Source organism: Bacillus cereus group sp. Bc031, from assembly GCF_027716265.1.
Taxonomy (GTDB): Bacteria; Bacillota; Bacilli; order Bacillales; family Bacillaceae_G; genus Bacillus_A; species Bacillus_A paranthracis.
Genome location: NZ_JAQFUL010000039.1, coordinates 24,641 through 47,102 on the forward strand (window position 1 = coordinate 24,641; position 22,462 = coordinate 47,102).

Consider the following 22,462-nt stretch of genomic DNA (forward strand, 5'->3'; position numbering starts at 1 on the left):
CAGTCGGTTATTTATTTTCATATTCATCAAATGACCAAAGCGGGGCTTGATATGCTTCAACAGTTAAATACGTCATATATTCATTAGCTGTTACTGTTAATACGTCATTAACTAATTCATACAATCTAACGTCACTGTCTATCTTCTTCCACTTTTTCACTTTAAGAAACTTCCAAATGTCATCATCGGTTACTCGGTCGTAGCCGAACATTTGGAACTCTTCTACTTTACTTTCTAAAACGACTTGTAACTGTCCGCGGTATGATTCTACCAAAGCCTCTCTATCTAACATATATAACATCTCCTTCTTATTTCAGCACGAAAAGTCGCTTTTAATCCCGCTCTAATGGACAGCAATAACTACTTTCAAGAGTACTCTCTTAAATGCTTGTCATTCTTGTCTCGTACGTGCATATAAATTATTGTAAATCATTCCACTGATTTTGAGAAGGTAGGAGAAGACCATGACGAGACAAAGCTTTTTAAAAGGCGCATTTATTTTAATGATAGCCGGCTTTATTACCAAAATTCTAGGATTTATTAATCGTATTGTAATGGCACGTATTTTAGGAGAAGAAGGCGTTGGCCTTTATATGATGGCCGTCCCTACATTTATTCTAGCAATTACATTAACACAAATCGGTCTTCCTGTCGCAATCGCAAAATTTGTAGCAGAAGCAGAAGCTGTGAATGATAAACAAAAGGTTAAAAAAATATTAACAGTATCATTAGCTGTTACATCTGTTATTAGTATCATTTTAACAATTGGAATTATGCTCCTCACACCTATTTTAGCAAAAACATTATTAACTGATGAACGAACGTACTATCCATTAATGGCCATTTTGCCTGTCGTTCCTGTTATTGCTGTTTCTTCTGTTTTACGTGGCTATTTCCAAGGGAAACAAAATATGAAACCTAGCGCTTACGCCCAAGTGATAGAACAAATTGTCCGCATTACAATTATCGCTATATGTATTCAATTATTTTTACCTTACGGCGTAGAATATGCTGCAGCTGGTGCTATGTTATCAGCCGTTCTCGGTGAAGTGGCATCGTTATTATTTTTACTCACTTTATTCCAGCGTGAAAAACATTTATCTATACGCTCTGGATTTTTCACTACTGTAAAGGAAAGCAAGGGGACATTTTATTCTCTTATGGATATTGCACTTCCAACTACAGGAAGTCGTTTAATCGGTTCCGTTTCCTATTTTTTTGAACCTATCGTCGTTATGCAAAGCTTAGCGATTGCCGGCGTTGCTGCCTCCGTCGCAACTCAGCAATACGGTATATTAAACGGGTATGCATTCCCGCTTCTTTCACTACCAGCCTTTATTACATACGCTCTTTCGACAGCACTCGTTCCATCTATTAGCGAGGCAATGGCAAAAAGACAACATAAATTAGTAGAACACCGCTTACAACAAGCTCTTCGAATCTCACTCATTACTGGCGGGTGGTCAGTCGTTATATTATACGTATTTGCTTCTCCTGTTTTAACTCTTATGTATGGGTCGGATAGTGCAACAGCGTTCATCCAGCTTCTTGCACCTTGCTTTTTATTTCATTATTTTCAAAGTCCACTTACCTCTGTCTTACAAGCTTTAAACTTAGCACGTGCGGCCATGATGAATACATTTATTGGTGCAATCGTGAAATTAATCGTTATTTTTGTACTAGCTTCAAGGCCAGAGTTTCAAATGATGGGGGTTGCCCTTGCAATTGCAGCAAATATCGTAACAGTAACATTTCTTCATTATGCTACTGTTTTAAAGAAAATTACATTTACCATTTACGCAAAAGACTATATTTTTGGCGGACTTGCCATCGGTATCGCAGGCTCCTTCGGTTTTTACCTTCATAAGTATATAGTTTTCTCTCATTCACTTGGCGTACAAACATTATGGGAAATCACTTTAACAACACTCGTTTATATTGTGCTCCTCTTCATTTTCAAGCTCATTCGAAAAGAAGAGTTAAGTCGTCTCCCTATCATTCGAAAACTTTCATTTTTGAAGTAAATAGGCTTACTATTCCATATAGTAAGCCTCTAGTTTTCTTTCAAATCAACAAAAAATTTTCCATTTTGAAAACTACAGTATAAAATTTGTGTTACATCGTTATAGCCTAAGTTTTTTAATTTTTCAACAAGCCACTCGTCTGTATGTTCAATCATTTGTAAATGATTCGATTGAATTTCTCCATCGATAATAAGGGGAAGAGTAAACTGCAATGCATCCTGCCCGCCTTTTTGTTTTTGAAAGACAGATAACTTCCCAGATGGTTCTAAAATAGCGTATTCTACATCCCTAATATCTCCGACTCCCTGCTCTCTTAATTGCATCATTAAATCATCTATATTATATCGCTGGTTTCTCATCTTTTTTCCATCAATTTTTCCAGCATTAATAATGATTGCTGGTTCTCCTTCTATTAAATGCCGAAATCGTTGAAACTTTAAAGAAATGACAGACAAAATGATCTGTATACACATAAGAAAGACCATCGGAACTAATTGATGCCAAAGTGATTTATCCGTATTTTCAATTGCGACTACAGCCATTTCACCAAGCATAATGAATACGACTAAATCTAATACACTTAATTCTCCTATCTCACGTTTACCCATAAGACGAAAAATAATTAAGATGATAATATACAACAGCATCGTCCGGCCAATTACTGATACCCATTCCATTTTTACATCTCCTTTTTACGTATAGACTCCCCTATAAAAAAGAAAATAGTCTAACTTAGGCAAAAGGAAAATATGCTTGTATTAAAAAGGGGGAATGTATAAATGGATGGAACGAAAAAATTATCAACTGCAATCGGCTTCGGTATCGTTATCCTATTAATTCTCGCAACAGTTACTAGCATGATTATGGCTCTTTTATTAAAATTTACAGATATGAATGAAGGAACATTAGCTGTTACTATTTTTATACTAGCACTTTTATCTATGCTTATATCTGGGTTTACTGCCGGCAAAAAAGCACAAGGGAAAGGTTGGCTAGTAGGCTTCTCAACAGGACTTACATTCACTATACTTGTTTTTCTAGTTAACTATTTAGGCTTCTCTCAAACTTTATCGAACTCGCAGTTACTTTACCAATTAGCATTAATGGGCGCGAGTACACTTGGTGGCATTTTCGGTGTAAATATGTCCAAACAAAATAACTAAAAAAAGGCCCTGCACATTTCATGCAGGGCCTTCCTTATTAGTTTTTCACAACTTCACGAATCGCATTACGATCGAAAGTTAAGTGTGAACCACCAGATTTAATAACGATTTTCGTCTCATCTACTGATTCAATTGTACCGTGTAAGCCACCGATTGTTACGATAGCATCACCTTTTTTTAACTCACTTTGCATTTGAGCAACTGCTTTTTGACGTTTTTGTTGCGGGCGAATTAATAAGAAATAGAAAATCGCAAACATCGCAACGATCATAACGATATTCATCATACCTGGATTCATCTTTTGTTCCTCCTTTTAAATTATGTATTAGAAGTTTTTAGCATTCGGTTTATTAAAGCCATACTGTTCAAAGAATTCTTCGCGGAAATCGCCAAGACGGTCTTCACGAATAGCTTGTCTCACCTGCTCCATTAAGTTTAACAGAAAATGAAGGTTGTGATAAGACGTTAAACGAATTCCGAACGTTTCATCACATTTCATTAAGTGACGAATGTACGCACGAGAGTAATTTTTACATGTATAGCAATCACAGTTTGGATCAAGCGGACCGAAATCTCTTGCGAATTTCGCATTTTTGACAACAAGGCGGCCTTCACTTGTCATACATGTACCATTTCGAGCGATACGAGTTGGAAGTACGCAGTCAAACATATCAATACCACGAATTGCACCATCGATTAACGAGTCAGGAGAACCTACTCCCATTAAGTAACGTGGCTTATTATCTGGAAGAAGTGGCGTTGTAAACTCAAGTACACGGTTCATAATATCTTTCGGCTCACCTACAGATAAACCACCTACCGCGTAACCAGGGAAGTCCATTGAAACAAGGTCTTTTGCACTTTGGCGACGAAGCTCTTCGAACTCCCCACCCTGTACAATACCGAATAAACCTTGATCTTGTGGACGTTCATGTGCTTTTAAGCAACGCTCTGCCCAGCGGCTTGTACGCTCTACAGATTTCTTCATATATTCAAAAGTAGCTGGGAATGGTGGACACTCATCAAATGCCATCATAATATCTGAACCTAATGCATTTTGAATTTCCATCGCTTTTTCTGGTGATAAGAATAATTTATCTCCATTTAAGTGGTTACGGAAATGAACGCCTTCCTCTTCAATGCGACGGAAGTCACTTAAACTGAATACTTGGAAACCACCAGAGTCCGTTAAGATTGCACGATCCCAGTTCATAAATTTATGCAAACCGCCTGCTTCACGAATGATTTCGTGACCTGGACGTAGCCATAAATGATACGTATTACTTAAAATAATGCCAGAATCCATTGCTTTTAATTCTTCTGGTGACATTGTCTTAACTGTTGCAAGCGTACCAACTGGCATAAATGTTGGTGTATCAAATGAACCGTGTGGCGTATGTACACGTCCTAAACGGGCACCTGTTTGTTTACAAGTTTTAATAAATTCATAACGAATTGCTGTCATAATTTACTCCTTTTATTTGTTTCCCATTTTAGCGTGAGAGGCAACGAACATTGCATCACCAAAGCTAAAGAAACGATATTTTTCTTTTACTGCTTCATTATAAGCATGAAGTACATTATCTCTGTTTGCAAATGCACTTACAAGCATAATTAATGTTGATTTCGGTAAATGGAAGTTTGTAATTAAACCATCAATTGCTTTAAATTCGTAACCTGGGTACATAAAAATGTCTGTCCAACCAGAAGCAGCACAAAGCTTGCCGTCATGATCTGTCGCAATTGTTTCTAACGTACGAGTTGAAGTCGTACCTACCGTAATAATACGTCCACCATTCTCTCTTACACGGTTTAATAATGCCGCCGTCTCTTCAGACATATGGTAATATTCTGCGTGCATATGGTGTTCTTCAATCGTATCAGCAGAAACTGGTCTAAATGTTCCAAGCCCTACGTGAAGTGTAATAAATGCTAACTCAACGCCTTTTTGTTTTAACTTCTCCAGTAACTCTTCTGTAAAATGAAGTCCTGCAGTCGGCGCTGCTGCTGAACCGATTTCTTTCGCATATACTGTTTGATAGCGATCGCGATCTTCTAGCGTCTCTTTAATATATGGAGGAAGTGGCATTTCTCCAAGTTCATCTAAAATTTCATAGAAGATGCCGTCATATGAAAATTCAAGCTGACGTCCACCTTGATCTGCAGTTCCTGTGCAAGTTGCTTTTAATTTTCCTTCGCCAAAAGAGATAACAGTTCCTTCTTTTACACGTTTCGCTGGCTTAACAAGCGTCTCCCACTTATCGCCTTCTTCTTGTTTTAAAAGAAGTACTTCAATGTGTGCGCCTGTATCTTCTTTCACACCATGCAGACGAGCAGGCATTACTTTCGTTTCATTTAAAACTAAGCAATCCCCCTCATGTAAGTAAGAAAGAATGTCTGTAAAATGTTTATGCTCAATATCGCCTGTTTCACGGTCTAACACCATTAATCTTGATGTTTCACGCTCTTCTAATGGGACTTGTGCAATAAGTTCTTCTGGTAAATGAAAATCAAACAGATTAATATCCATAACTATATCCACCTATTTCTTATTTGAATCGATTTATTATATACATAATAAAAGATAATACAATACTTAACACAATACATGTAATGATAGGAAAATAAAAGGTAACGTTTCCTTTTTTCACAAAAATATCGCCTGGAAGTCTTCCAATGAACTTCCAAGCTAAGCCAACAACGATAAGTAAGATCCCTGCTGTAATAAGCAATTTTGGCATCTCCGTCATACTTTTGGCATCTCCATTCCGAAATGCTCATATGCAAGTGGCGTTACAATTCGCCCCCTTGGCGTTCGTTGTAAAAAGCCAATTTGTAATAAATACGGCTCATACACATCTTCAATCGTATGAGATTCTTCTCCAATCGTTGCCGAAACCGTTTCTAATCCAACTGGACCACCACGGAACTTCTCAATAATACCAAGCAATAATTTATGGTCAATATGATCTAGACCTAATTTATCTACTTGCAGTAGTTCTAACGCCATTTGTGTAATTTCCATCGTAACCGTTCCGTTACCCAGAACTTGTGCGAAATCTCGTACACGTCGTAATAAACGATTCGCAATACGAGGTGTACCACGAGCACGTCTTGCAATTTCTAGTGCAGCTAATGAATCAATTTCAACTTCAAATACTTCTCCTGTACGTTCCACAATCGCAGAAAGCTGATCTACTGTGTAATACTCTAATCTTGAAAGTACACCGAAACGGTCACGTAATGGCGCTGATAATGCTCCCGCACGCGTCGTTGCTCCAACTAATGTAAATGGCGGTAAATCTAAACGTACAGACCTTGCTGACGGTCCTTTTCCAATTACAATATCAAGGCAAAAATCTTCCATTGCAGGATATAGTACTTCTTCAATTGATCTATGCAAACGATGAATTTCATCAATAAATAATACATCCCCTGGCTGAAGTGCTGTTAAAACAGCCGCTAAATCACCTGGCCTTTCAATTGCCGGTCCTGAAGTTGTTCTAACATTTACGCCCATTTCATTGGCAATAATATTCGCAAGCGTCGTTTTACCAAGACCTGGTGGTCCATATAAAAGCACGTGATCTAGCGTCTCTTCACGCATTTTCGCCGCTTCAATAAACACCTCTAAATTATGTTTCGCTTTATCTTGGCCAATATACTGACGGAGCGTCTGTGGCCGTAATGAATATTCTAAATCCGCATCTTCATATGCTGATTCCCCTGAAAGGAGACGTTCGTCCATTATACTCACCTCTTACCATTTAGTAAAAGACTAAGTGCCTTTTTAATATACTGATCCGTCGTTAATGATTCTTTTAATAACTCTGGTACAACGCGAGAAACTTCTCGTTCCGCGTATCCAAGTGCGCGCAGAGCTTCCAACGCCTCATCAAGCTCAGCTGAAGAACCTTTCTTCTCATCAAAACGTTCTGTATCTGAGAATAAATCAACAAATGCATCTGGTACAACATCTGCTAGTTTTCCTTTTAAATCTAAAATCATTTGGCGCGCTGTTTTCTTCCCTACGCCCGGGAACTTCACTAAAAACTTCTCGTCCTCATGTTCAATCGCTTGAACGACCTGTCCTGTTTGACCAGAAGCTAAAATTGCAAGAGCGCCTTTTGGTCCAATACCAGACACGCCTAACAACTTTGTAAATAATAAACGCTCTTCACGTGTTTTAAACCCGTAAAGCGCCATAATATCTTCTCTCACATAATGATATGTATAGACACGGATTTCTTGCTTACTTCTTTGAAATACATACGGATTCGGTGTGAAAATTTGATAACCAATTCCATTATGATCAATTACGACATATTCCGGTCCTACATACTCCACGTAACCTGTAACATATTCAAACAAAATACGATCTCTCCCTCTTAAATCATGTATTCCATTTTAACATATTTAATGATAGAAAAGCGAGACTACCCCAACAAATGTTCTCTATTTGAAACTTCTGTTATTTTCCATTGACAGAAAGCATGAAGCACATTAATATACAGAAGTCGATAATGATTATCAATACTAATTAAAGGGGTTACATCAGGATGAAATGTAAGCTATTTATTTTATTTACTATTATGCTAGTTGTTCTTTCTATCGTTGGCTGTTCTTCTCAAAAAGAAGAATCAAAAGCAAAAGAACAACCGAAAACAAAAGTTGTAAAACACGCTAAAGGGGAAGCTACAATTCCAGTAAATCCAAAGAGAATTGTTGATTTATCGGGCTCAACAGAAGAATTATTACTTCTTGGACACAAACCTGTTGGTACAGCAAATACATATAAAGATAAAATCCAAAAGCATTTGACAGAAAAGCTAGACGGAGTAAAAGCAGTAGGTTGGTATTGGGCACCTAAAGTTGATTTAGAAGCTGTTACTGCTTTAAAACCAGACTTAATTATTTTGAACAATCGTCAATTAAAAATTTATGATCAACTAGAAAAAGTAGCACCGACAGTTGTTCTAGAAACAAACTTAGAAGACTGGCGCGGTAAGTTTAAAGAAGTAGGTAAACTATTTGACGAAGAAAAGAAAGCCGACAAATGGATTGCAGACTACGATAAAAAAGCCGACTCTTTATCTAAAAAGATTAAAGAGAAAACAAAAGATGAGAGCTTTATGTTCATCGCAGTTACACCACAAAACTTCCGTGTATACGGTAGCTTCGGGTACGGTGACATCATCTTTAACGACTTAAAACTTCCAGCAACAAAAGGTACAGATTTAAAACAAACGATGGCGCAAGTATCGCTAGAGGGTCTTGTTGCATTCCAACCTGACCAAATGTTTATTGTAAACTTTGGCGGTGAAGCTGATAAAGTTTACGAAGACTACAAAAACAGTGCCGTTTGGAAAGACAATAGAGCTGTAAAAAACAATCACGTATATGAAGTATCAAACGAAATCTTCAATACGAAAGCTTTCAATCCAATCGGAAAAGATATGCTAATCGATGAAATCGCAAAACAAATTTTAGATAAAAATAAATAAGAAAAAAAGCAGCTCACCATGAGCTGCTTTTTTTCTTATTTTGCACTGCATATTGTTTCATTTTTTCAATCGTCTTCACAAAACCTTCTTTTGATTTAATACGAATACCACGTTTCAATTTCGCACGCTCATAACTCTCAAGCTTTTTCATATCAATTTGAAAGAAGGAATGAATCGCATTATCGCTTTTCGGTACACCTTTGAAAATTTGTAATATCCCTTCCTCTGACACTCCAAAATAACCGCTCGTTTTTAATAACGGAGAAATATCGTCAACTTTCTTTTGTAATACGATTTGTACATCATCACGATCAACGAGCTGCCATTCTTTATATTGCTGTAAAAACTTTTCTAAGTCTGCTACTTTTTCTGTAAAGATTTCCTCACTTACTTCTCCATCAACATACATTCGCTCTAATAAAATTGTAACTTGAGGGTCTTTCTCTGTTACTTTTGGTACTGGCCCTTCCGCCTTCGCATTCGTTCCATAAACGAAACAAAACATTATAACGAAAGCTTGCATCGCAATCAGTATCCATTTCATTTCCGTTCACCTCTTTTAGGCAAGATCATACTTTCATTAGTAGTTTTTCCGGAAATGGGGGTTTTATCCCTAATTCATAGATTGCTCACATCAAGAATTATAGAGTTCAATTATTCCTATTTATATTCCGACTTTTATTCAAATAAAAAAGGGAAGATTGGATTCCTCCATTCTTCCCTTTACATTCATATAAAATGAAAGACGCCTGCAAAGCAGGCGTCTTGATGCGTTTACGGCGAGAGACCAGGCGACCACATTCGCGTGTTTAGCACTTAAGCATATCTCTCGTCTTACGTAAATTAGCTCATCGCTTTGCTAATATAACATTAATAAAGTATAAGTGCAACATGTTTATAAAAATATTTTATTTCCTCTTTCATCCAAATAAATTATATGTAAATTATAAATTAATAAATGCAATATATATGTTACAATTAATGTAACAGCGAAATCATCATAAACAGGAGATGGATATTGTGAAAAAAATAAAAGATGAACGTCTCATTCTGCAAACATTAAAAAATATACGTATTGCCTTTCTTTTTCAATCACTTGGTATAATTGGAATTTTAGGCTATATCGGATTCACTGAAGGACTAGATCAAATTACGAAATCTCCATTATGGCTATTATTTATTCTTACGAGTATTGTGCTTAGTTATTTACAGTTAAGCGTTTCAATTGATGTAGAAGAAAGCAAAAAGGACATCCAATTAATTCCTTACTATAAACTTGTCTTTCGCTCCCTTATCGTTGGAATTATTATGGCTATTATTTATATTATTTTCAGTCCAGAAAGACCTCTCTTTGAAGCTATTTTAACAGGTAGCATTCTCTTCATATGCTTTTTAGTCTCTTACTTCGTTAGTTATTTTATAAAAAAGCGTCGTTTACAAGACAACGATGAATAAAGAGGAAGGGCTATCCTTCCTCTTTTATTTTGCTATCGCACTGTACCAGTTAAACCGTAACGAATATCTCGGAACATATTCACTATGTCACGATTAAAATCGTTTGTAACTGTACCGTTACGCAAGCGTGTACTCATTGCATCGACACGAGTAAACATGTCATTTCTTACAGAAACATATACGTTTCTGTTTCCAACTTCATTTGCAACAGCTTGACGAATTTCGTTCGCCATTGCCGTTTCATTTGTTACTGTGTTACGTGGTTTTACCGCAATCGCCACATCGTTTCCATATACAACTGTAGATACGCGGTCTACGTTATTCATACGTTTCACACGATTTGTAATTCTTTCTGCAGTTTTACCATCATTGTTAATGTATGAATTGTTCATTGTAATATTACGTGTTGGATGCGGATTAGCAATTTGACCGTTGTAATTTACATCACGGTAATAGTTATATCCTGTATCGTTACGACCATTTCTATATGTTACATAGTCTGTATAACGATCGTTACGCGTCACATTATCACGATACTGGTGTGTATCATTATAAGATGTACGCTCGTAATTGTAGTTACGTCCATCCATTGCATTGTTTTTTGGTGTACCACATGCAGCTAATGCACTAGTAACTAACAAAGAAGCAGCAATCACTTTTACTTTCGTATTCAATACAAACCCCCCCCCCTCTGTTAGAATGAACTTCTCTTCTGAAAAGCTCCCTCTTATGATGAGTAACAGAGAAGGTTTTTACACTGTTAATATTTCACTGGAGATTTTCTAACATTTGGTGTAAATCTTCCGTTTCCAGAACGAATCTACATACAAAAAAGGTGGGAATCATCCCACCTTTTTTAAACTTCTTCTTCATCCTCTTCTTCTGAAACTGGCTCCCCAAATACATTTGGTGGATCTGGTTGATAATACATCGTTCCTGGCTGTGGTGCATATGCGGATTGAGTTGGTTGATAATATAAAGGATTCGCGTATTGTGGCCCTCCAGGTTGCGGACTATATAGCCTACTCTCTCCTCCGCATCCACAATCTTCCTCTCCTTGCACGAGCGGCGGCATATTATTATCTATCGGCATCATATTTGGATTTGGCATAGACGTATATTGCGGTCCAAACGGTGCTCCTTGCTGATATGGCATTTGATATGGATTTTGTTGTTGATAATACGGATTCGGCGGCATCATAGGCTGTTGGTACGGCATTTGATATGGCATCATATTCGGTGGTTGATTGTTATCCATGATTGGCATCATATTTGGCATTTGATTGTTATCCATAATTGGCATCATATTCGGCATTTGGTTGTTATCCATTATCGGCATCATATTTGGCATTTGATTATTATCCATAATTGGCATTATATTTGGCGGTTGATTGTTATCCATGATTGGCATGATGTTTGGTGGTTGATTGTTATCCATGATCGGCATCATGTTTGGTGGTTGATTGTTATCCATGATCGGCATCATGTTTGGTGGCTGATTATTATCCATGATTGGCATGATGTTTGGTGGCTGATTGTTATCCATAATTGGCATTATATTTGGCACTTGAATATTTGGTGGTATTACTTGTGGAATCACTACATTTTCTTTCGATACATTTGGCGACACTATGTTTCCTACATTTTCTTTCTTTACTTGCGGTGATACTATGTTTCCTACGTTTTCTTTTTTTACTTGCGGTGATACTATATTTCCTACGTTTTCTTTCTTTACTTGCGGTGATACTATATTTCCTACGTTTTCTTTCTTCACTTGCGGTGATACTATATTTCCTACGTTTTCTTTCTTCACTTGTGGTGATACGATATTCCCTACATTTTCTTTCTTTACTTGCGGTGATATTATATTGTCTTTTTTCGTTTGCGGAGAAATGATGTTATTAGGTTTCATTTTAGTAATTTGAGGAGCAATTAACTCGCTTCCTTTTTTAATTACATCTGAAATTTTATATTCTTTTTTCGTTTTTATTGGTGGTTGCGGCGGCTGCGGTAACACATTTACCGAAAACTTCGTATTTTCTTTTTCCGCTGGTTTTTGTTTTTCTATAACAGGTGGTTTTTGAATCACTGACGGTTTTTCAACTGGTTTTTCTTTTTGAATTGGCTGTTCTTTTTGCACCTCTTTTTGCGGTTTCACCTGTACTTCCTTTTGTGGCTTCACTTGTATTTCCTTCTGTGGTTTTACCTGTACTTCTTTTTGTGGTTTCACTTGCATTTCCTTCTGTGGTTTTACTTGCACTTCTTTTTGTGTTTGTTGCATGGCAGGCTCTTGTGTAATTGGTGCTGATTGATACGTAACTTCTTCCTCGTCTTCTATTCCAAGCGGCGTTGGCGTTGCTGCAAATTCTTTTTGTTGCACTTCTTTTACATATTGTTTTGGAGGTGCTGAACCTGCTCCAGCATGCTGTTTTACGTGTACACTGTTTGATGGTACTTTAATTTTCATACCTGGCATAATTAAATCTGGATTGCTAAGTTGTGTATTTGTTTTTTTCAACGTATCAAAATCCACTCCGTACTTTTTCGCAATTTTCCAAAGGGTATCCCCTTTTTGCACGATATGAATTTTCAAATTTTCCCCCTCCTGTATAACTTATCTATAAGTAACAAATCTCATGAAGTAACCCTTTCTAAATAACGTTAACCTCTTTTCACTTGTATCACTTCTTCGATTTTCGATATCATTAGAAGCGGAATAAGTATAAGATAATCGCAATGATTTCTTCAAAACAATGTATGCCCATTTTGTTCTCGTTATGATTATATGTACGAAAAAAAGCAACGGGAATCCGCTGCTTTACACACGCTCTAACATACGATTTAATGCAAGAACCGCTTCTTCAGTTACTTGTTTATCTACGCTAATGACGTTAATTTCTTCTCCTTTTTCTATCGTTTCAAGTGCCCATAATAAGTGCGGCAAATCAATTCGGTTCATCGTTAAACACGGACACATAAAGGGGTTAAGTGAAACAATTTCTTTATCTGGATGTTGTTGAATAATTCGGTTCACTAAATTCATTTCTGTACCAATCGCCCATTTACTTCCGGATGGAGCCGCTTCAATCATATCAATAATGTATTTCGTTGAACCTGCATAATCCGAAGCAGCTACAACTTCGTAGCAACATTCCGGATGTACAATAATATTCATGTCCGGATGATTTTTCCGTACGTTCTCAATGTTTTTCACTGTAAAGTTTTGATGAACAGAACAATGTCCTTTCCATAAAATCACTTGGATTTCTTCTATATCTCCATCGTACTCTAATGAATCAGTATGTGGATCCCATACTGCCATTTTATCTAACGGGATACCTAAATCATACGCTGTATTTCTTCCTAAATGTTGATCCGGTAAAAAAACGAGACGCTCTTTTTGCGTAAAAGCCCATGATACCATTTGTTTTGCATTAGAAGAAGTTACTGTTGCTCCGCCATTACGACCACAAAACGCTTTAATTGCAGCCGTAGAGTTTACATACGTTAACGGAATCATCGTATCTCCAAATAATTTTGTGAGCTCTTTCCACGCTCTTTCTGTTTGTTCAATATCTGCCATATCTGCCATCGAACACCCTGCACGCATATCTGGCAAAATAACAATTTGATCATCTGTCGTTAACATATCTGCTGTTTCTGCCATAAAGTGTACACCGCAAAATACAATATATTTCGCCTCTTTATTGCTCGCTGCAACTTGCGCAAGCTGAAGTGAATCTCCTGCTGCATCAGAAAATTGTACCACTTCATCTTTTTGGTAATGATGTCCTGGAATAAATAGCGTTTCCCCCATTTTTTCTTTAATTTCACGAACCCGCTTTTCCATATTTTCTGTTGACATCGTGTAATAACGCTCTGGTAACATCGTTTCAATCGGTTGTACTTTTTCTAAAATACTCATATTTCTTTCTCCCCCTCTAAACCACTTTCCTTACGCCTCAATATTGAAACTAATATCAAGTGCTTTCACTGAATGTGTTAACGCTCCAAGTGAAATATAATCTACCCCTGTTTTTCCGTATTTCGATAAATCTTCAATGGTAATACCTCCTGAAGCTTCTGTAACAATGGCACTTGGTACAATCTTTGAAAACTCTCGAATCTCATCTGGCGTACGGTTATCAAACATAATAATATCCGCACCAGCAGCTACAGCCTCTCTCACTTGTTCCTCAGTTTCTGTTTCTACTTCTACTTTCACCATATGTCCTAATTTTTCTTTCACCGATGTAACAGCTTTCGTAATAGAACCAGCAAAAGCAATATGATTGTCTTTGATCATGACACCGTCATATAAGCCGAAACGGTGATTAAATCCGCCTCCGCATACAACTGCATACTTATCAAACATACGTAGCCCTGGCATCGTTTTTCGCGTATCACAAATGCGTGTATGGCTGCTATCTAAGGCACGAACAGCCTCGTATGTCATTGTCGCTATCCCACTCATACGCTGGATAACGTTTAATATAACGCGCTCTGCCGTTAATAACGATGCGATTGGTCCTTGGACAGTTGCAATTATTTCGCCTTTTTCTACAAGATCTCCATCTTTTTTATGAAGCTCCACTTTAATTCTCTCATCAATTAATTTAAACCCTTCTTCAATGACTAAACGTCCCGCAAAGACTCCTGTATCCTTTGCAAGAAACGTTCCTTTTGAAAGTAAATTATCTGGAAAAATAAGCTGAGATGTTACATCTCTTTCTCCTATATCTTCTAGAAAAAATCGATTTAATGCTTCTTTAACCTTTATCGTATTCATAAAGCCCCTCTTCCCCTCATTACACAAGTTGTAGTTTTCTTTTCACTCGAACGATTTCTTTGTTTACGCTATTTCTATGTGGGTAATCACTTCGATAATGGCCACCAATGCTTTCTTCTCTTTGCAAAGCTGATACGACGATAAGCTCACAAACTGTTAACATATTCATAAGCGTTATCTCTTCATTTGTAAGAACATCATGTTGTAATATCATATTTCGAACACCGTACTTACTAAGCCATCTCTTTGCATAAGATAAACTTTGCTCTGTTCGCACAATCCCAACATATTTCATCATGCATTCTTGTATTTCTTCTTTCGTCGGCAAATGATTCAGAACGATAAACTTCTTTTCCTTCTCAGCAAAGTTGTTCAATCTGTCTTTTGTCGCTTTCGTTAAAAGATGCTGTCCTATTCTTTTTCCAAACACAAGACCTTCTAATAATGAATTACTCGCTAATCTATTTGCTCCATGAACCCCATTACAAGCTACTTCACCGACTGCATATAAATTTGGAATAGACGTCTCCCCATCAATGTTTGTTTTCACGCCACCCATATGAAAATGAGCACCGGGTACGACTGGAATGCGTTTTTTAGTAATATCAACACCATTCTTTTTACACAATGCTGATACAGTTGGAAAACGTTCTTCGAAATTTTGAATAGACTCGATATTCAAATATACTTTTTCATCCGACAAAAGCTGTTCATGAATCGCTCTTGCCACTACATCACGCGGTGCGAGATCATGATCTGGATGTATATCCATCATAAAACGCTGCCCTTTTCCGTTTATAAGGACAGCTCCTTCACCGCGGACTGCTTCAGAGACGAGACCGCAGCATCGCCCGCCCGCATATAACATCGTTGGATGGAATTGTACAAATTCTAAATCTACAAGCTCCCCACCCGCGCGGTACACCATCGCAAGTCCATCACCCGTAATTGTTTTGTCATTAGAAGTAAAAGCATACAAACCACCAATCCCGCCTGAGGCTAACACCGTATAATCTGCATCATAACGCTTCAACTTCCCTTCACTATCTCGCGTTAAAACTCCAGCACATTTTTCGTTTTCTATAATAAAATCAAGCACCATTTCCTGTTCCACTACCGTAACATGCGGAACTACTTCTTGAATGAAATGCTCTAATAAATTCTTTCCTGTTGCATCGCCACCTGCATGTAAAATACGCCGCTTCCGATGTGCACCTTCTTTTCCAAGGTGAGGGCCCGTTTCATCTCCATCAAATTTCATTCCATTTTCAATGAGATAATTCATTTCTTTCGGCCCTTCTTCAACTAAATAACGAACCGCATCTTCATTGTTATAATGACATCCTGCTACTAACGTATCTTCAAAATGATCATTTGGATTGTCATATGTAGCTACGGCTGCGGCAATTCCACCTTGCGCTAAATATGTATTATTATTACGATTCGTTTTCTTTGTGATAATAATCACATTCTTTTCGTGACAAATCTCTTTTGCAACACGAAGTGCCGCAACGCCACTTCCAATAATTAAGACATCTGCACTTGGCATAATTGTTGCCTCCTACTTTACACTTTTCAACTGTCTTGACACCTATATTTACATAGTTTTAAAATAATGACAAGAGTTTTTTTATAATTCTTATTTTCACTACCATTTAAAAAAATAAAAGAAATTTAACTCTTACTAGAGAGAGGAACTTACATGATGATATATCTTGATTATGCAGCTACTACACCTATGAGCGCGGAAGCATTACAAACATATACGAAAGCAGCATCGCAATACTTCGGAAATGAACAAAGTTTACACGATATTGGAGGAACGGCCTCTTCTTTACTACAAGTTTGTAGAAAAACATTTGCCGAAATGATTGGCGGAAAGGAACAAGGGATATTCTTCACGAGCGGTGGGTCAGAATCGAACTACCTTGCGATTCAGTCCCTTCTCAATGCCCAAAATAAGAAGCATATTATTACGACACCTATGGAACATGCATCCATTCGAAGTTATTTTCAATCCTTACAATCAAAAGGGTATACAATTACTGAAATTCCTGTTGATAAAAATGGACTCATTCGTTTAATAGATTTAGAAGAAGCTATTACAGAAGATACTGTTCTAGCAAGTATACAGCACGGAAACTCTGAAATCGGAACCGTTCAAAATATCGCAGAGATTGGGGCACTTTTAAAAAAATATAACGTTTTATTTCATTCAGATTGTGTACAAACCTTTGGTAAACTTCCTATCCATGTTTTTGAGATGGGGATTGATAGTCTTTCTGTTTCAGCACATAAGATATACGGACCGAAGGGTGTTGGCGCTTGCTATATCAATCCGCAAGTTCGCTGGACACAAATATTTCCGGGGACTTCTCACGAAAAAGGATTTCGTCCAGGTACAGTGAACGTTCCTGGCATCGCAGCTTTTTTAACAGCTGCTGAGAATATATTAAAAAATCAACAAGAAGAAAGTTTACGTTTTAAAGGGTTACGATCTTACTTTTTAGAGCAAATACGAACACTTCCACTAAAAATTGAAGTAGAAGGTCATTCTACTTCTTGTTTACCACATATTATTGGGGTTACAATAAAAGGAATAGAAGGCCAATATACAATGCTAGAATGTAATCGCCGCGGTATTGCCATTTCTACCGGAAGTGCTTGCCAAGTTGGTAAACAAGAACCTTCGAAAACAATGCTTGCAATTGGAAAAACGTATGAAGAGGCAAAACAATATGTCCGCTTCTCTTTCGGACAACAAACAACGAAAGATCAAATTGATACTACTATTCATGCACTACACACAATTGGAAATCAATTTTATAGAGGTGTTAAATCATAATGAAACAAAATGAACAAAAAAAGATTTTAGGTGAAGAAAGACGACAGCTTATCCTTCAGTGGCTTCTCGCTGCAAATGAACCGTTATCCGGAAATGAGCTATCGAAAAAGACAAACGTAAGTAGACAAGTTATCGTGCAAGATATTTCCTTGCTTAAAGCACGAAACGAACCGATCATTGCGACTGCTCAAGGCTATTTATATTTAAAACCACAAGAAAAACAACAAGTTTTCGAACGCGTAATTGTATGCCAACATAAGCCAGCAGAAGTACGTCAAGAACTTACAATGCTTGTTGACCACGGCGTTACAATTAAAGATGTAAAAGTTGAGCATCCTGTATACGGTGACTTAACAGCATCTATCATGGTAAGCAATCGCTTTGATGTAGAGCAATATTTACAAAAAATCGAAAACACAAATGCTTCCTATCTATCGCAATTAACAGACGGTATTCACTTACATACTATTGAGGCAGATTCAAAAGAAAAATTAGATGCTGCTTGCGAGGCTTTAGATAAAGCAGGATTTCTCGTTTATTAATGTAAAGCACAGAGTTTTTATAATTCTCTGTGCTTTTTTAATGCTATAATATTGTAATCAATTGTAAAGGAGATCAAATATGAGAATTGAACTCGTTCACTTTAGCATTGGCAAACCGAAACAAATGAAATATGGCGAAGATAAAGAAATGATAACAGGTATATGTAAAGATTCTACGGAAGAAGCTTTTCTCTCAAAAGATGGCTTCCTTGGTGATGATGTAGCTGATTTAAAACACCATGGGGGACCTGATCGCGCTGTTTGCGTGTATCCACACGAGCATTACGCACTATGGGAAGAAGAATTCCAAACAACACTCCCCGCTTCTGCATTTGGCGAAAACATTACCGTAACAAATATGTTAGAGCGTGATGTTTGCATCGGAGATACATACAAATTAGGTGAAGCAATCATTCAGGTGACACAAGCAAGAGTACCTTGTAGCACGATTTCAAAACGTCTTGGCATCCCTGGCATACTGCCGCGCATTGTAGCAACTGGATTTACTGGCTATCTATGCCGCGTTCTTCAAGAAGGTACTGTACGTAAAGATTCAAAAATCACATTACTAAAACGTCAACCGATCAATGTTTCTGTCTTGTTCTCTAACGAAATTTATTTTCATAATAGAAAAGATAGAGATGGCATCGAAAAGATTCTTGCTGTTCCAGAACTAGCTGACGTTTGGCGTGGTCAATTAGAAGAGCGTCTTGCGAAGTTAAAATAAAGAATCCCACCATTTATAGGTGGGATTTTATTGATCTATCACACGGTATAACCTAACTCCCCCTTATAACCAATAAGAAGAATAACTCCCCAGCACCGTAACAGAAAAACCGAGTGCTTCAAGTTCCATCGTTACGCCTGGCAATAATACATCATCATATGCTTTATCGACATCAATCAAGAAAAAGTAATTTCCAAGACCCGTTTTCATCGGGCGCGATTCGATTTTGGATAAGTTTAATTTTCTCCATGCGAAAGCTGATAACACTTGATATAGTGCCCCTGCATAATCAGCAGGTAACGTTATCATAAGCGTCGTTTTCTCTCCGCGGTTTTCTCCATTATTTGAGAGTATTGCTTTCTTTTTCTTATGGAGTACTAGGAAACGTGTATGATTATTTTTATGTGTATGAATGCTTCGCCTTACAATCGTTAATCCGTATTTCTCTGCAGCTGCTTCATTTGCAATGACAGCAATTTTTTCTTCAGGATGTTCTTTCACATATTGCGCAGCAGCACTTGTTGATGTCATATCTCGAGCAGTTATCCCTTTTAATTCTTCATTTAAAAACTTATGACATTGTGCAATAGCGTGTGGATGAGAATGCACTGCATATACTTCTTCCCACACTTCTGCATACTGCGGATGTACAAGTAAATGTTGCTGAATGGGCACTGTAATTTCTCCTACAATAGAAAGTGGTTGCTCATGTACAAGATAATCAACCGTTATATTCACTGAACCTTCTATAGCGTTTTCTAGTGGTACCACTGCATAATCTACATTTCCATTTGCAGTTGCATCCATACAATCTGGAATCGTTCGATACGGTACATGCTCTGCTTCCGGAAAAAAACGACTCACCGCCATATTTGTAAATGTTGCTTCTGGTCCTAAATATCCTACTCGAATCATCGTCTTTTCCCCTCTTTTTCGTTTTCTTACTGTTATACCATACTTTTTTATATTCTTCTATGTAAATTTCGAATATTAAAAAAAGACTAGCATTTGCTAGTCTAAATGTTTCCTATATTCTCTTTGAGCAAAAAAGAAATAAACGATGCATGCAACAATATAAAATAGAATAAACAAGCCTACTTTTCGTAATGAACCATCCATAAAGATTGTATTATGAAATGTATATAACGCAACCGCACTATGCATACTTCCTACTATAATTGGCGCAAAAAATAGCATACATAATTGCCAGCGAGAAATCTTCCACACTTCTTCTTTCGTCATTCCAAGCTTAGAAAGCGCCCCGTACTGCTTTCGATCCGATGCAATATTATGAAACCATTTAAAGTATACGATACTACACGATGTAAGGAAAAATAATATACTAATGAATGAGCCTACAAATAGAGTAATATCGCCGCCCTTTTTCATAGTTACATAAAATTCCATATTACTTCGAAATGCATGATCTTTATCTTGTTTCATATGTTTCCGTAAATCTTCATTTAATTCTTTCGTATTTTCGATACTTGGTAATGTATAGCCTCTATATATCATTTTTTCAGAATCAGGAACCTGATTTGCTATACTGTCAAAGTCTTTATCATTCATGACGAAGAACAGACCGTTAATGTGCGAAGGATGATAGTTAAATTGGACCCCTTCCTTTTGACCGTTAAATACGAAGGAATAAGTTTGATTCATTACTTGTAGTTGAATCTCTTTTTGATCATATACATTCGGATGATTGTATTTATTATAATAAACAAGTGTGACTGTTCCTTTTTTAGGATGATACGTTTTCTGTTTTTGTTTTCTTGCCTCCTGATTGTATTCACTTTCTTTAATGAGTGGCGCTACTTCTGTTTCTCCCTTATTGGTCTGAAAAGATGCATACACTCCAACAAAACTCATAAATTGAAAATCATCATATCCATATTGATGCAGTAATTGTTCAACCGTACCTTCCTCAAAGACTTCATGGGTAGAAACACCTTTTTCTATGTATGAAAATGAGTGTGCGCCCCCATCTCGCCACATATCTTGCATGCTAGAAAAATATAAGAACACCGTACCTGTTGCTGTAACTACAAATGTCGTTGCCATAGAAAGCATAAAGAAAAAGCGACCATTTTCCTTCATTCGATGTGACAATTGATTCACTATAAATAAATACGGATATGTATACATAATCTTTTTATTTCGTTTTATTATTTCTAATATTTGAGCAGTGCCGTGTGTAAAAGAAAAATACGTTCCGAAAGAGACAAGTATAGACACAGGGAAAAAATAGACCGCTATCGTTAGTATGGTCGCTTGTAACGCTAACGCATATCCTATACCTAAACAAATAAATCCGAATATACAAAGCCACATTGATGTTTTCTTCTCTTTTTTATCTGCTCGAAATTCTTTCAATAACCGAATGATTTTTATATTCCATATACGTAAAGCACTTATAAATGATAAGACAACAAATACGACCATATACGCAATAAATGTTCCCCCAATTGCTCTCAAGTCAAATATGACAGGGAGTTCTTTCGGAAGCCCCAGTAACATACTAAACACCATAAAGAAGAGCTTTAAAAAAATCATGCCAAGCCCAATACCAAAAATATTAGCAAATACCCCGATCAACATTTGCTCGGTCATAATTACGCCAATTACGTTAGATTTCGTTGCTCCCATTAACATATATAATCCTAATTCTTTCTTACGTGCCTCTATGAAAATAGAAGTAGAATACAAAATAAATATGACGAAAAAAGAAATGATAATAACATTACATATGATCAGTCCCCAGCGTACGTTTTGATACCACATCGTCTCTTGCATATACGGATGTACAATGACGGACATGTATGCAAAAGACGCAAATATCGCAAAACAACTACTTAAGAAAAATACTTTATAATTACGCCAATTTCCTTTTATATTTTGCAGCGCTAGTTGCCGAATGTTCATCTATCGTCCTACTGTAACTTACTACATAGGCAAAAAGCTAGAGATTCCCCTAGCTTTTTACGTGTTTTAAATATCCTCTTTGCGCGATCATAAAGTAAATCGCAGAAGCTAAAATGTATGCTCCAATTACAAGCGCACCTGATTTCCGTAAATCGAGATAAAGCATTTTTCCTAACGTATGAAGAGCAAATCCACTATGAATAGCGCCGATGACAATTGGGATAAAGAAGATAACGCCCATTTGTCGAATTGCAATTTTACGAATTTCTTTATCTGTCATACCGATTCTCTTTAACGATTTAAATTGAATACGATCTTGTTCTTTATCGTTAAACCATTTAAAGTATGTCATACTACAAGCGAAGAAGAAGAATAGTACAGCTACGAAGAAACCGATGAACATTGTAATTGCCCCATGCCCATCAACTTAAGAATTTTCACTACCCCCAAGTGACAAAAAACGTTATTCTTTCTAAAAAGCTAGCTAG

General features: G+C 37.0%; 22 protein-coding genes and 2 pseudogenes. 7 read left to right on the forward strand and 17 right to left on the reverse strand.

Translation table 11 applies throughout. The features are described from left to right. Positions 1-7 precede the first annotated feature (7 nt). A complete protein-coding gene (locus PDQ33_RS16025) occupies positions 8-292 on the reverse strand; it encodes a post-transcriptional regulator (RefSeq protein WP_000886980.1) in 285 nt (94 codons plus the stop codon). Between the two features lie 172 nt (positions 293-464). On the opposite strand from PDQ33_RS16025, the gene spoVB reads away from it, so the two are divergent. Beyond that, positions 465-2,024, forward strand: coding sequence for a stage V sporulation protein B (spoVB, locus tag PDQ33_RS16030; protein WP_000198282.1), 1,560 nt, complete (start codon positions 465-467; stop codon positions 2,022-2,024). Between the two features lie 29 nt (positions 2,025-2,053). Here spoVB and PDQ33_RS16035 read toward each other — a convergent pair whose 3' ends face one another. Next, positions 2,054-2,701, reverse strand: coding sequence for a DUF421 domain-containing protein (locus PDQ33_RS16035; protein ID WP_000455393.1), 648 nt, complete (start codon positions 2,699-2,701; stop codon positions 2,054-2,056). 102 nt (positions 2,702-2,803) lie between these two features. Here PDQ33_RS16035 and PDQ33_RS16040 point away from each other — a divergent pair, with 102 nt between their 5' ends. After that, positions 2,804-3,187, forward strand: coding sequence for a TIGR04086 family membrane protein (locus PDQ33_RS16040; protein WP_000349147.1), 384 nt, complete (start codon positions 2,804-2,806; stop codon positions 3,185-3,187). Between the two features lie 37 nt (positions 3,188-3,224). Here the strand turns inward: PDQ33_RS16040 and yajC are convergent, their stop codons facing one another. Genes yajC through ruvA form a run of 6 tightly spaced genes read right to left on the reverse strand, consistent with a single transcriptional unit; the run spans position 3,225 to position 7,558 of the window. Beyond that, complete coding sequence (gene yajC / locus PDQ33_RS16045) at positions 3,225-3,485, reverse strand: preprotein translocase subunit YajC (protein WP_001068066.1); 261 nt, start codon at positions 3,483-3,485, stop codon at positions 3,225-3,227. A 27-nt stretch (positions 3,486-3,512) separates the two neighbouring features. After that, positions 3,513-4,652 carry a tRNA guanosine(34) transglycosylase Tgt gene (gene tgt / locus PDQ33_RS16050; protein WP_000125362.1) on the reverse strand — a complete coding sequence of 380 codons (1,140 nt, stop codon included), beginning with the start codon at positions 4,650-4,652 and terminating at the stop codon, positions 3,513-3,515. Positions 4,653-4,664: 12 nt separating this feature from the next. Beyond that, positions 4,665-5,717 (reverse strand): tRNA preQ1(34) S-adenosylmethionine ribosyltransferase-isomerase QueA, encoded by a 1,053-nt coding sequence (queA, locus tag PDQ33_RS16055; protein WP_000354031.1) that lies wholly within the window; start codon positions 5,715-5,717, stop codon positions 4,665-4,667. Positions 5,718-5,736: 19 nt separating this feature from the next. Next, on the reverse strand, positions 5,737-5,937 hold the full coding sequence (locus PDQ33_RS16060; RefSeq protein WP_000138162.1) for a DUF2905 domain-containing protein: 201 nt from the start codon (positions 5,935-5,937) through the stop codon (positions 5,737-5,739). Next, positions 5,934-6,935 carry a Holliday junction branch migration DNA helicase RuvB gene (ruvB, locus tag PDQ33_RS16065; RefSeq protein WP_270756147.1) on the reverse strand — a complete coding sequence of 334 codons (1,002 nt, stop codon included), beginning with the start codon at positions 6,933-6,935 and terminating at the stop codon, positions 5,934-5,936. Before ruvB ends, PDQ33_RS16060 begins: the two co-directional genes overlap by 4 nt. A gap of 5 nt (positions 6,936-6,940) precedes the next feature. Further along, entirely contained in the window at positions 6,941-7,558 is a 618-nt protein-coding gene (ruvA, locus tag PDQ33_RS16070; RefSeq protein ID WP_000464511.1) for a Holliday junction DNA helicase RuvA, read from the reverse strand. A 188-nt stretch (positions 7,559-7,746) separates the two neighbouring features. Here ruvA and PDQ33_RS16075 point away from each other — a divergent pair, with 188 nt between their 5' ends. Further along, entirely contained in the window at positions 7,747-8,691 is a 945-nt protein-coding gene (locus PDQ33_RS16075; protein ID WP_270394975.1) for an iron-hydroxamate ABC transporter substrate-binding protein, read from the forward strand. 13 nt (positions 8,692-8,704) lie between these two features. Here the strand turns inward: PDQ33_RS16075 and PDQ33_RS16080 are convergent, their stop codons facing one another. Then, complete coding sequence (locus PDQ33_RS16080; protein WP_061132114.1) at positions 8,705-9,235, reverse strand: BofC C-terminal domain-containing protein; 531 nt, start codon at positions 9,233-9,235, stop codon at positions 8,705-8,707. Between the two features lie 476 nt (positions 9,236-9,711). On the opposite strand from PDQ33_RS16080, the gene PDQ33_RS16085 reads away from it, so the two are divergent. Beyond that, the gene (locus PDQ33_RS16085) at positions 9,712-10,146 is read left to right on the forward strand and encodes a hypothetical protein (protein ID WP_061132113.1); all 435 of its coding nucleotides are present in this window, start codon (positions 9,712-9,714) and stop codon (positions 10,144-10,146) included. Between the two features lie 32 nt (positions 10,147-10,178). Here PDQ33_RS16085 and PDQ33_RS16090 read toward each other — a convergent pair whose 3' ends face one another. The 5 genes and pseudogenes from PDQ33_RS16090 to nadB all read right to left on the reverse strand — a co-directional run bounded on the left by PDQ33_RS16090 (position 10,179) and on the right by nadB (position 16,484). After that, positions 10,179-10,820 carry a YhcN/YlaJ family sporulation lipoprotein gene (locus PDQ33_RS16090; protein ID WP_001093542.1) on the reverse strand — a complete coding sequence of 214 codons (642 nt, stop codon included), beginning with the start codon at positions 10,818-10,820 and terminating at the stop codon, positions 10,179-10,181. A gap of 1,762 nt (positions 10,821-12,582) precedes the next feature. Continuing rightward, positions 12,583-12,739 (reverse strand): annotated as a pseudogene (gene safA / locus PDQ33_RS29195) (SafA/ExsA family spore coat assembly protein); the annotation flags it as partial. 225 nt (positions 12,740-12,964) lie between these two features. Further along, positions 12,965-14,071 carry a quinolinate synthase NadA gene (nadA, locus tag PDQ33_RS16100; protein ID WP_000025314.1) on the reverse strand — a complete coding sequence of 369 codons (1,107 nt, stop codon included), beginning with the start codon at positions 14,069-14,071 and terminating at the stop codon, positions 12,965-12,967. Between the two features lie 30 nt (positions 14,072-14,101). Continuing rightward, on the reverse strand, positions 14,102-14,935 hold the full coding sequence (nadC, locus tag PDQ33_RS16105; protein ID WP_001092219.1) for a carboxylating nicotinate-nucleotide diphosphorylase: 834 nt from the start codon (positions 14,933-14,935) through the stop codon (positions 14,102-14,104). A gap of 19 nt (positions 14,936-14,954) precedes the next feature. Further along, positions 14,955-16,484, reverse strand: coding sequence for an L-aspartate oxidase (gene nadB / locus PDQ33_RS16110; RefSeq protein WP_061132111.1), 1,530 nt, complete (start codon positions 16,482-16,484; stop codon positions 14,955-14,957). A 153-nt stretch (positions 16,485-16,637) separates the two neighbouring features. Between nadB and PDQ33_RS16115 the strand changes: the two genes are divergently transcribed. From PDQ33_RS16115 to PDQ33_RS16125, 3 genes are all read left to right on the forward strand, one after another. After that, positions 16,638-17,780: an IscS subfamily cysteine desulfurase gene (locus tag PDQ33_RS16115; RefSeq protein ID WP_000973747.1), complete on the forward strand. Its 1,143-nt coding sequence runs from the start codon at positions 16,638-16,640 to the stop codon at positions 17,778-17,780. Beyond that, a complete protein-coding gene (locus tag PDQ33_RS16120) occupies positions 17,780-18,322 on the forward strand; it encodes a transcription repressor NadR (RefSeq protein ID WP_270756143.1) in 543 nt (180 codons plus the stop codon). Before PDQ33_RS16115 ends, PDQ33_RS16120 begins: the two co-directional genes overlap by 1 nt. 79 nt (positions 18,323-18,401) lie before the next feature. Further along, on the forward strand, positions 18,402-19,049 hold the full coding sequence (locus tag PDQ33_RS16125; RefSeq protein ID WP_061132110.1) for an MOSC domain-containing protein: 648 nt from the start codon (positions 18,402-18,404) through the stop codon (positions 19,047-19,049). 63 nt (positions 19,050-19,112) lie between these two features. On the opposite strand, the gene pheA is transcribed toward PDQ33_RS16125, so the two are convergent. From pheA to PDQ33_RS16140, 3 genes and pseudogenes are all read right to left on the reverse strand, one after another. Beyond that, on the reverse strand, positions 19,113-19,964 hold the full coding sequence (gene pheA, locus PDQ33_RS16130; RefSeq protein ID WP_270393652.1) for a prephenate dehydratase: 852 nt from the start codon (positions 19,962-19,964) through the stop codon (positions 19,113-19,115). Positions 19,965-20,060: 96 nt separating this feature from the next. Continuing rightward, on the reverse strand, positions 20,061-21,974 hold the full coding sequence (locus tag PDQ33_RS16135) for an ABC transporter permease (protein WP_061185544.1): 1,914 nt from the start codon (positions 21,972-21,974) through the stop codon (positions 20,061-20,063). A 49-nt stretch (positions 21,975-22,023) separates the two neighbouring features. After that, positions 22,024-22,389: pseudogene (locus tag PDQ33_RS16140) on the reverse strand (ABC transporter permease); the annotation flags it as partial. Positions 22,390-22,462 lie beyond the last annotated feature (73 nt).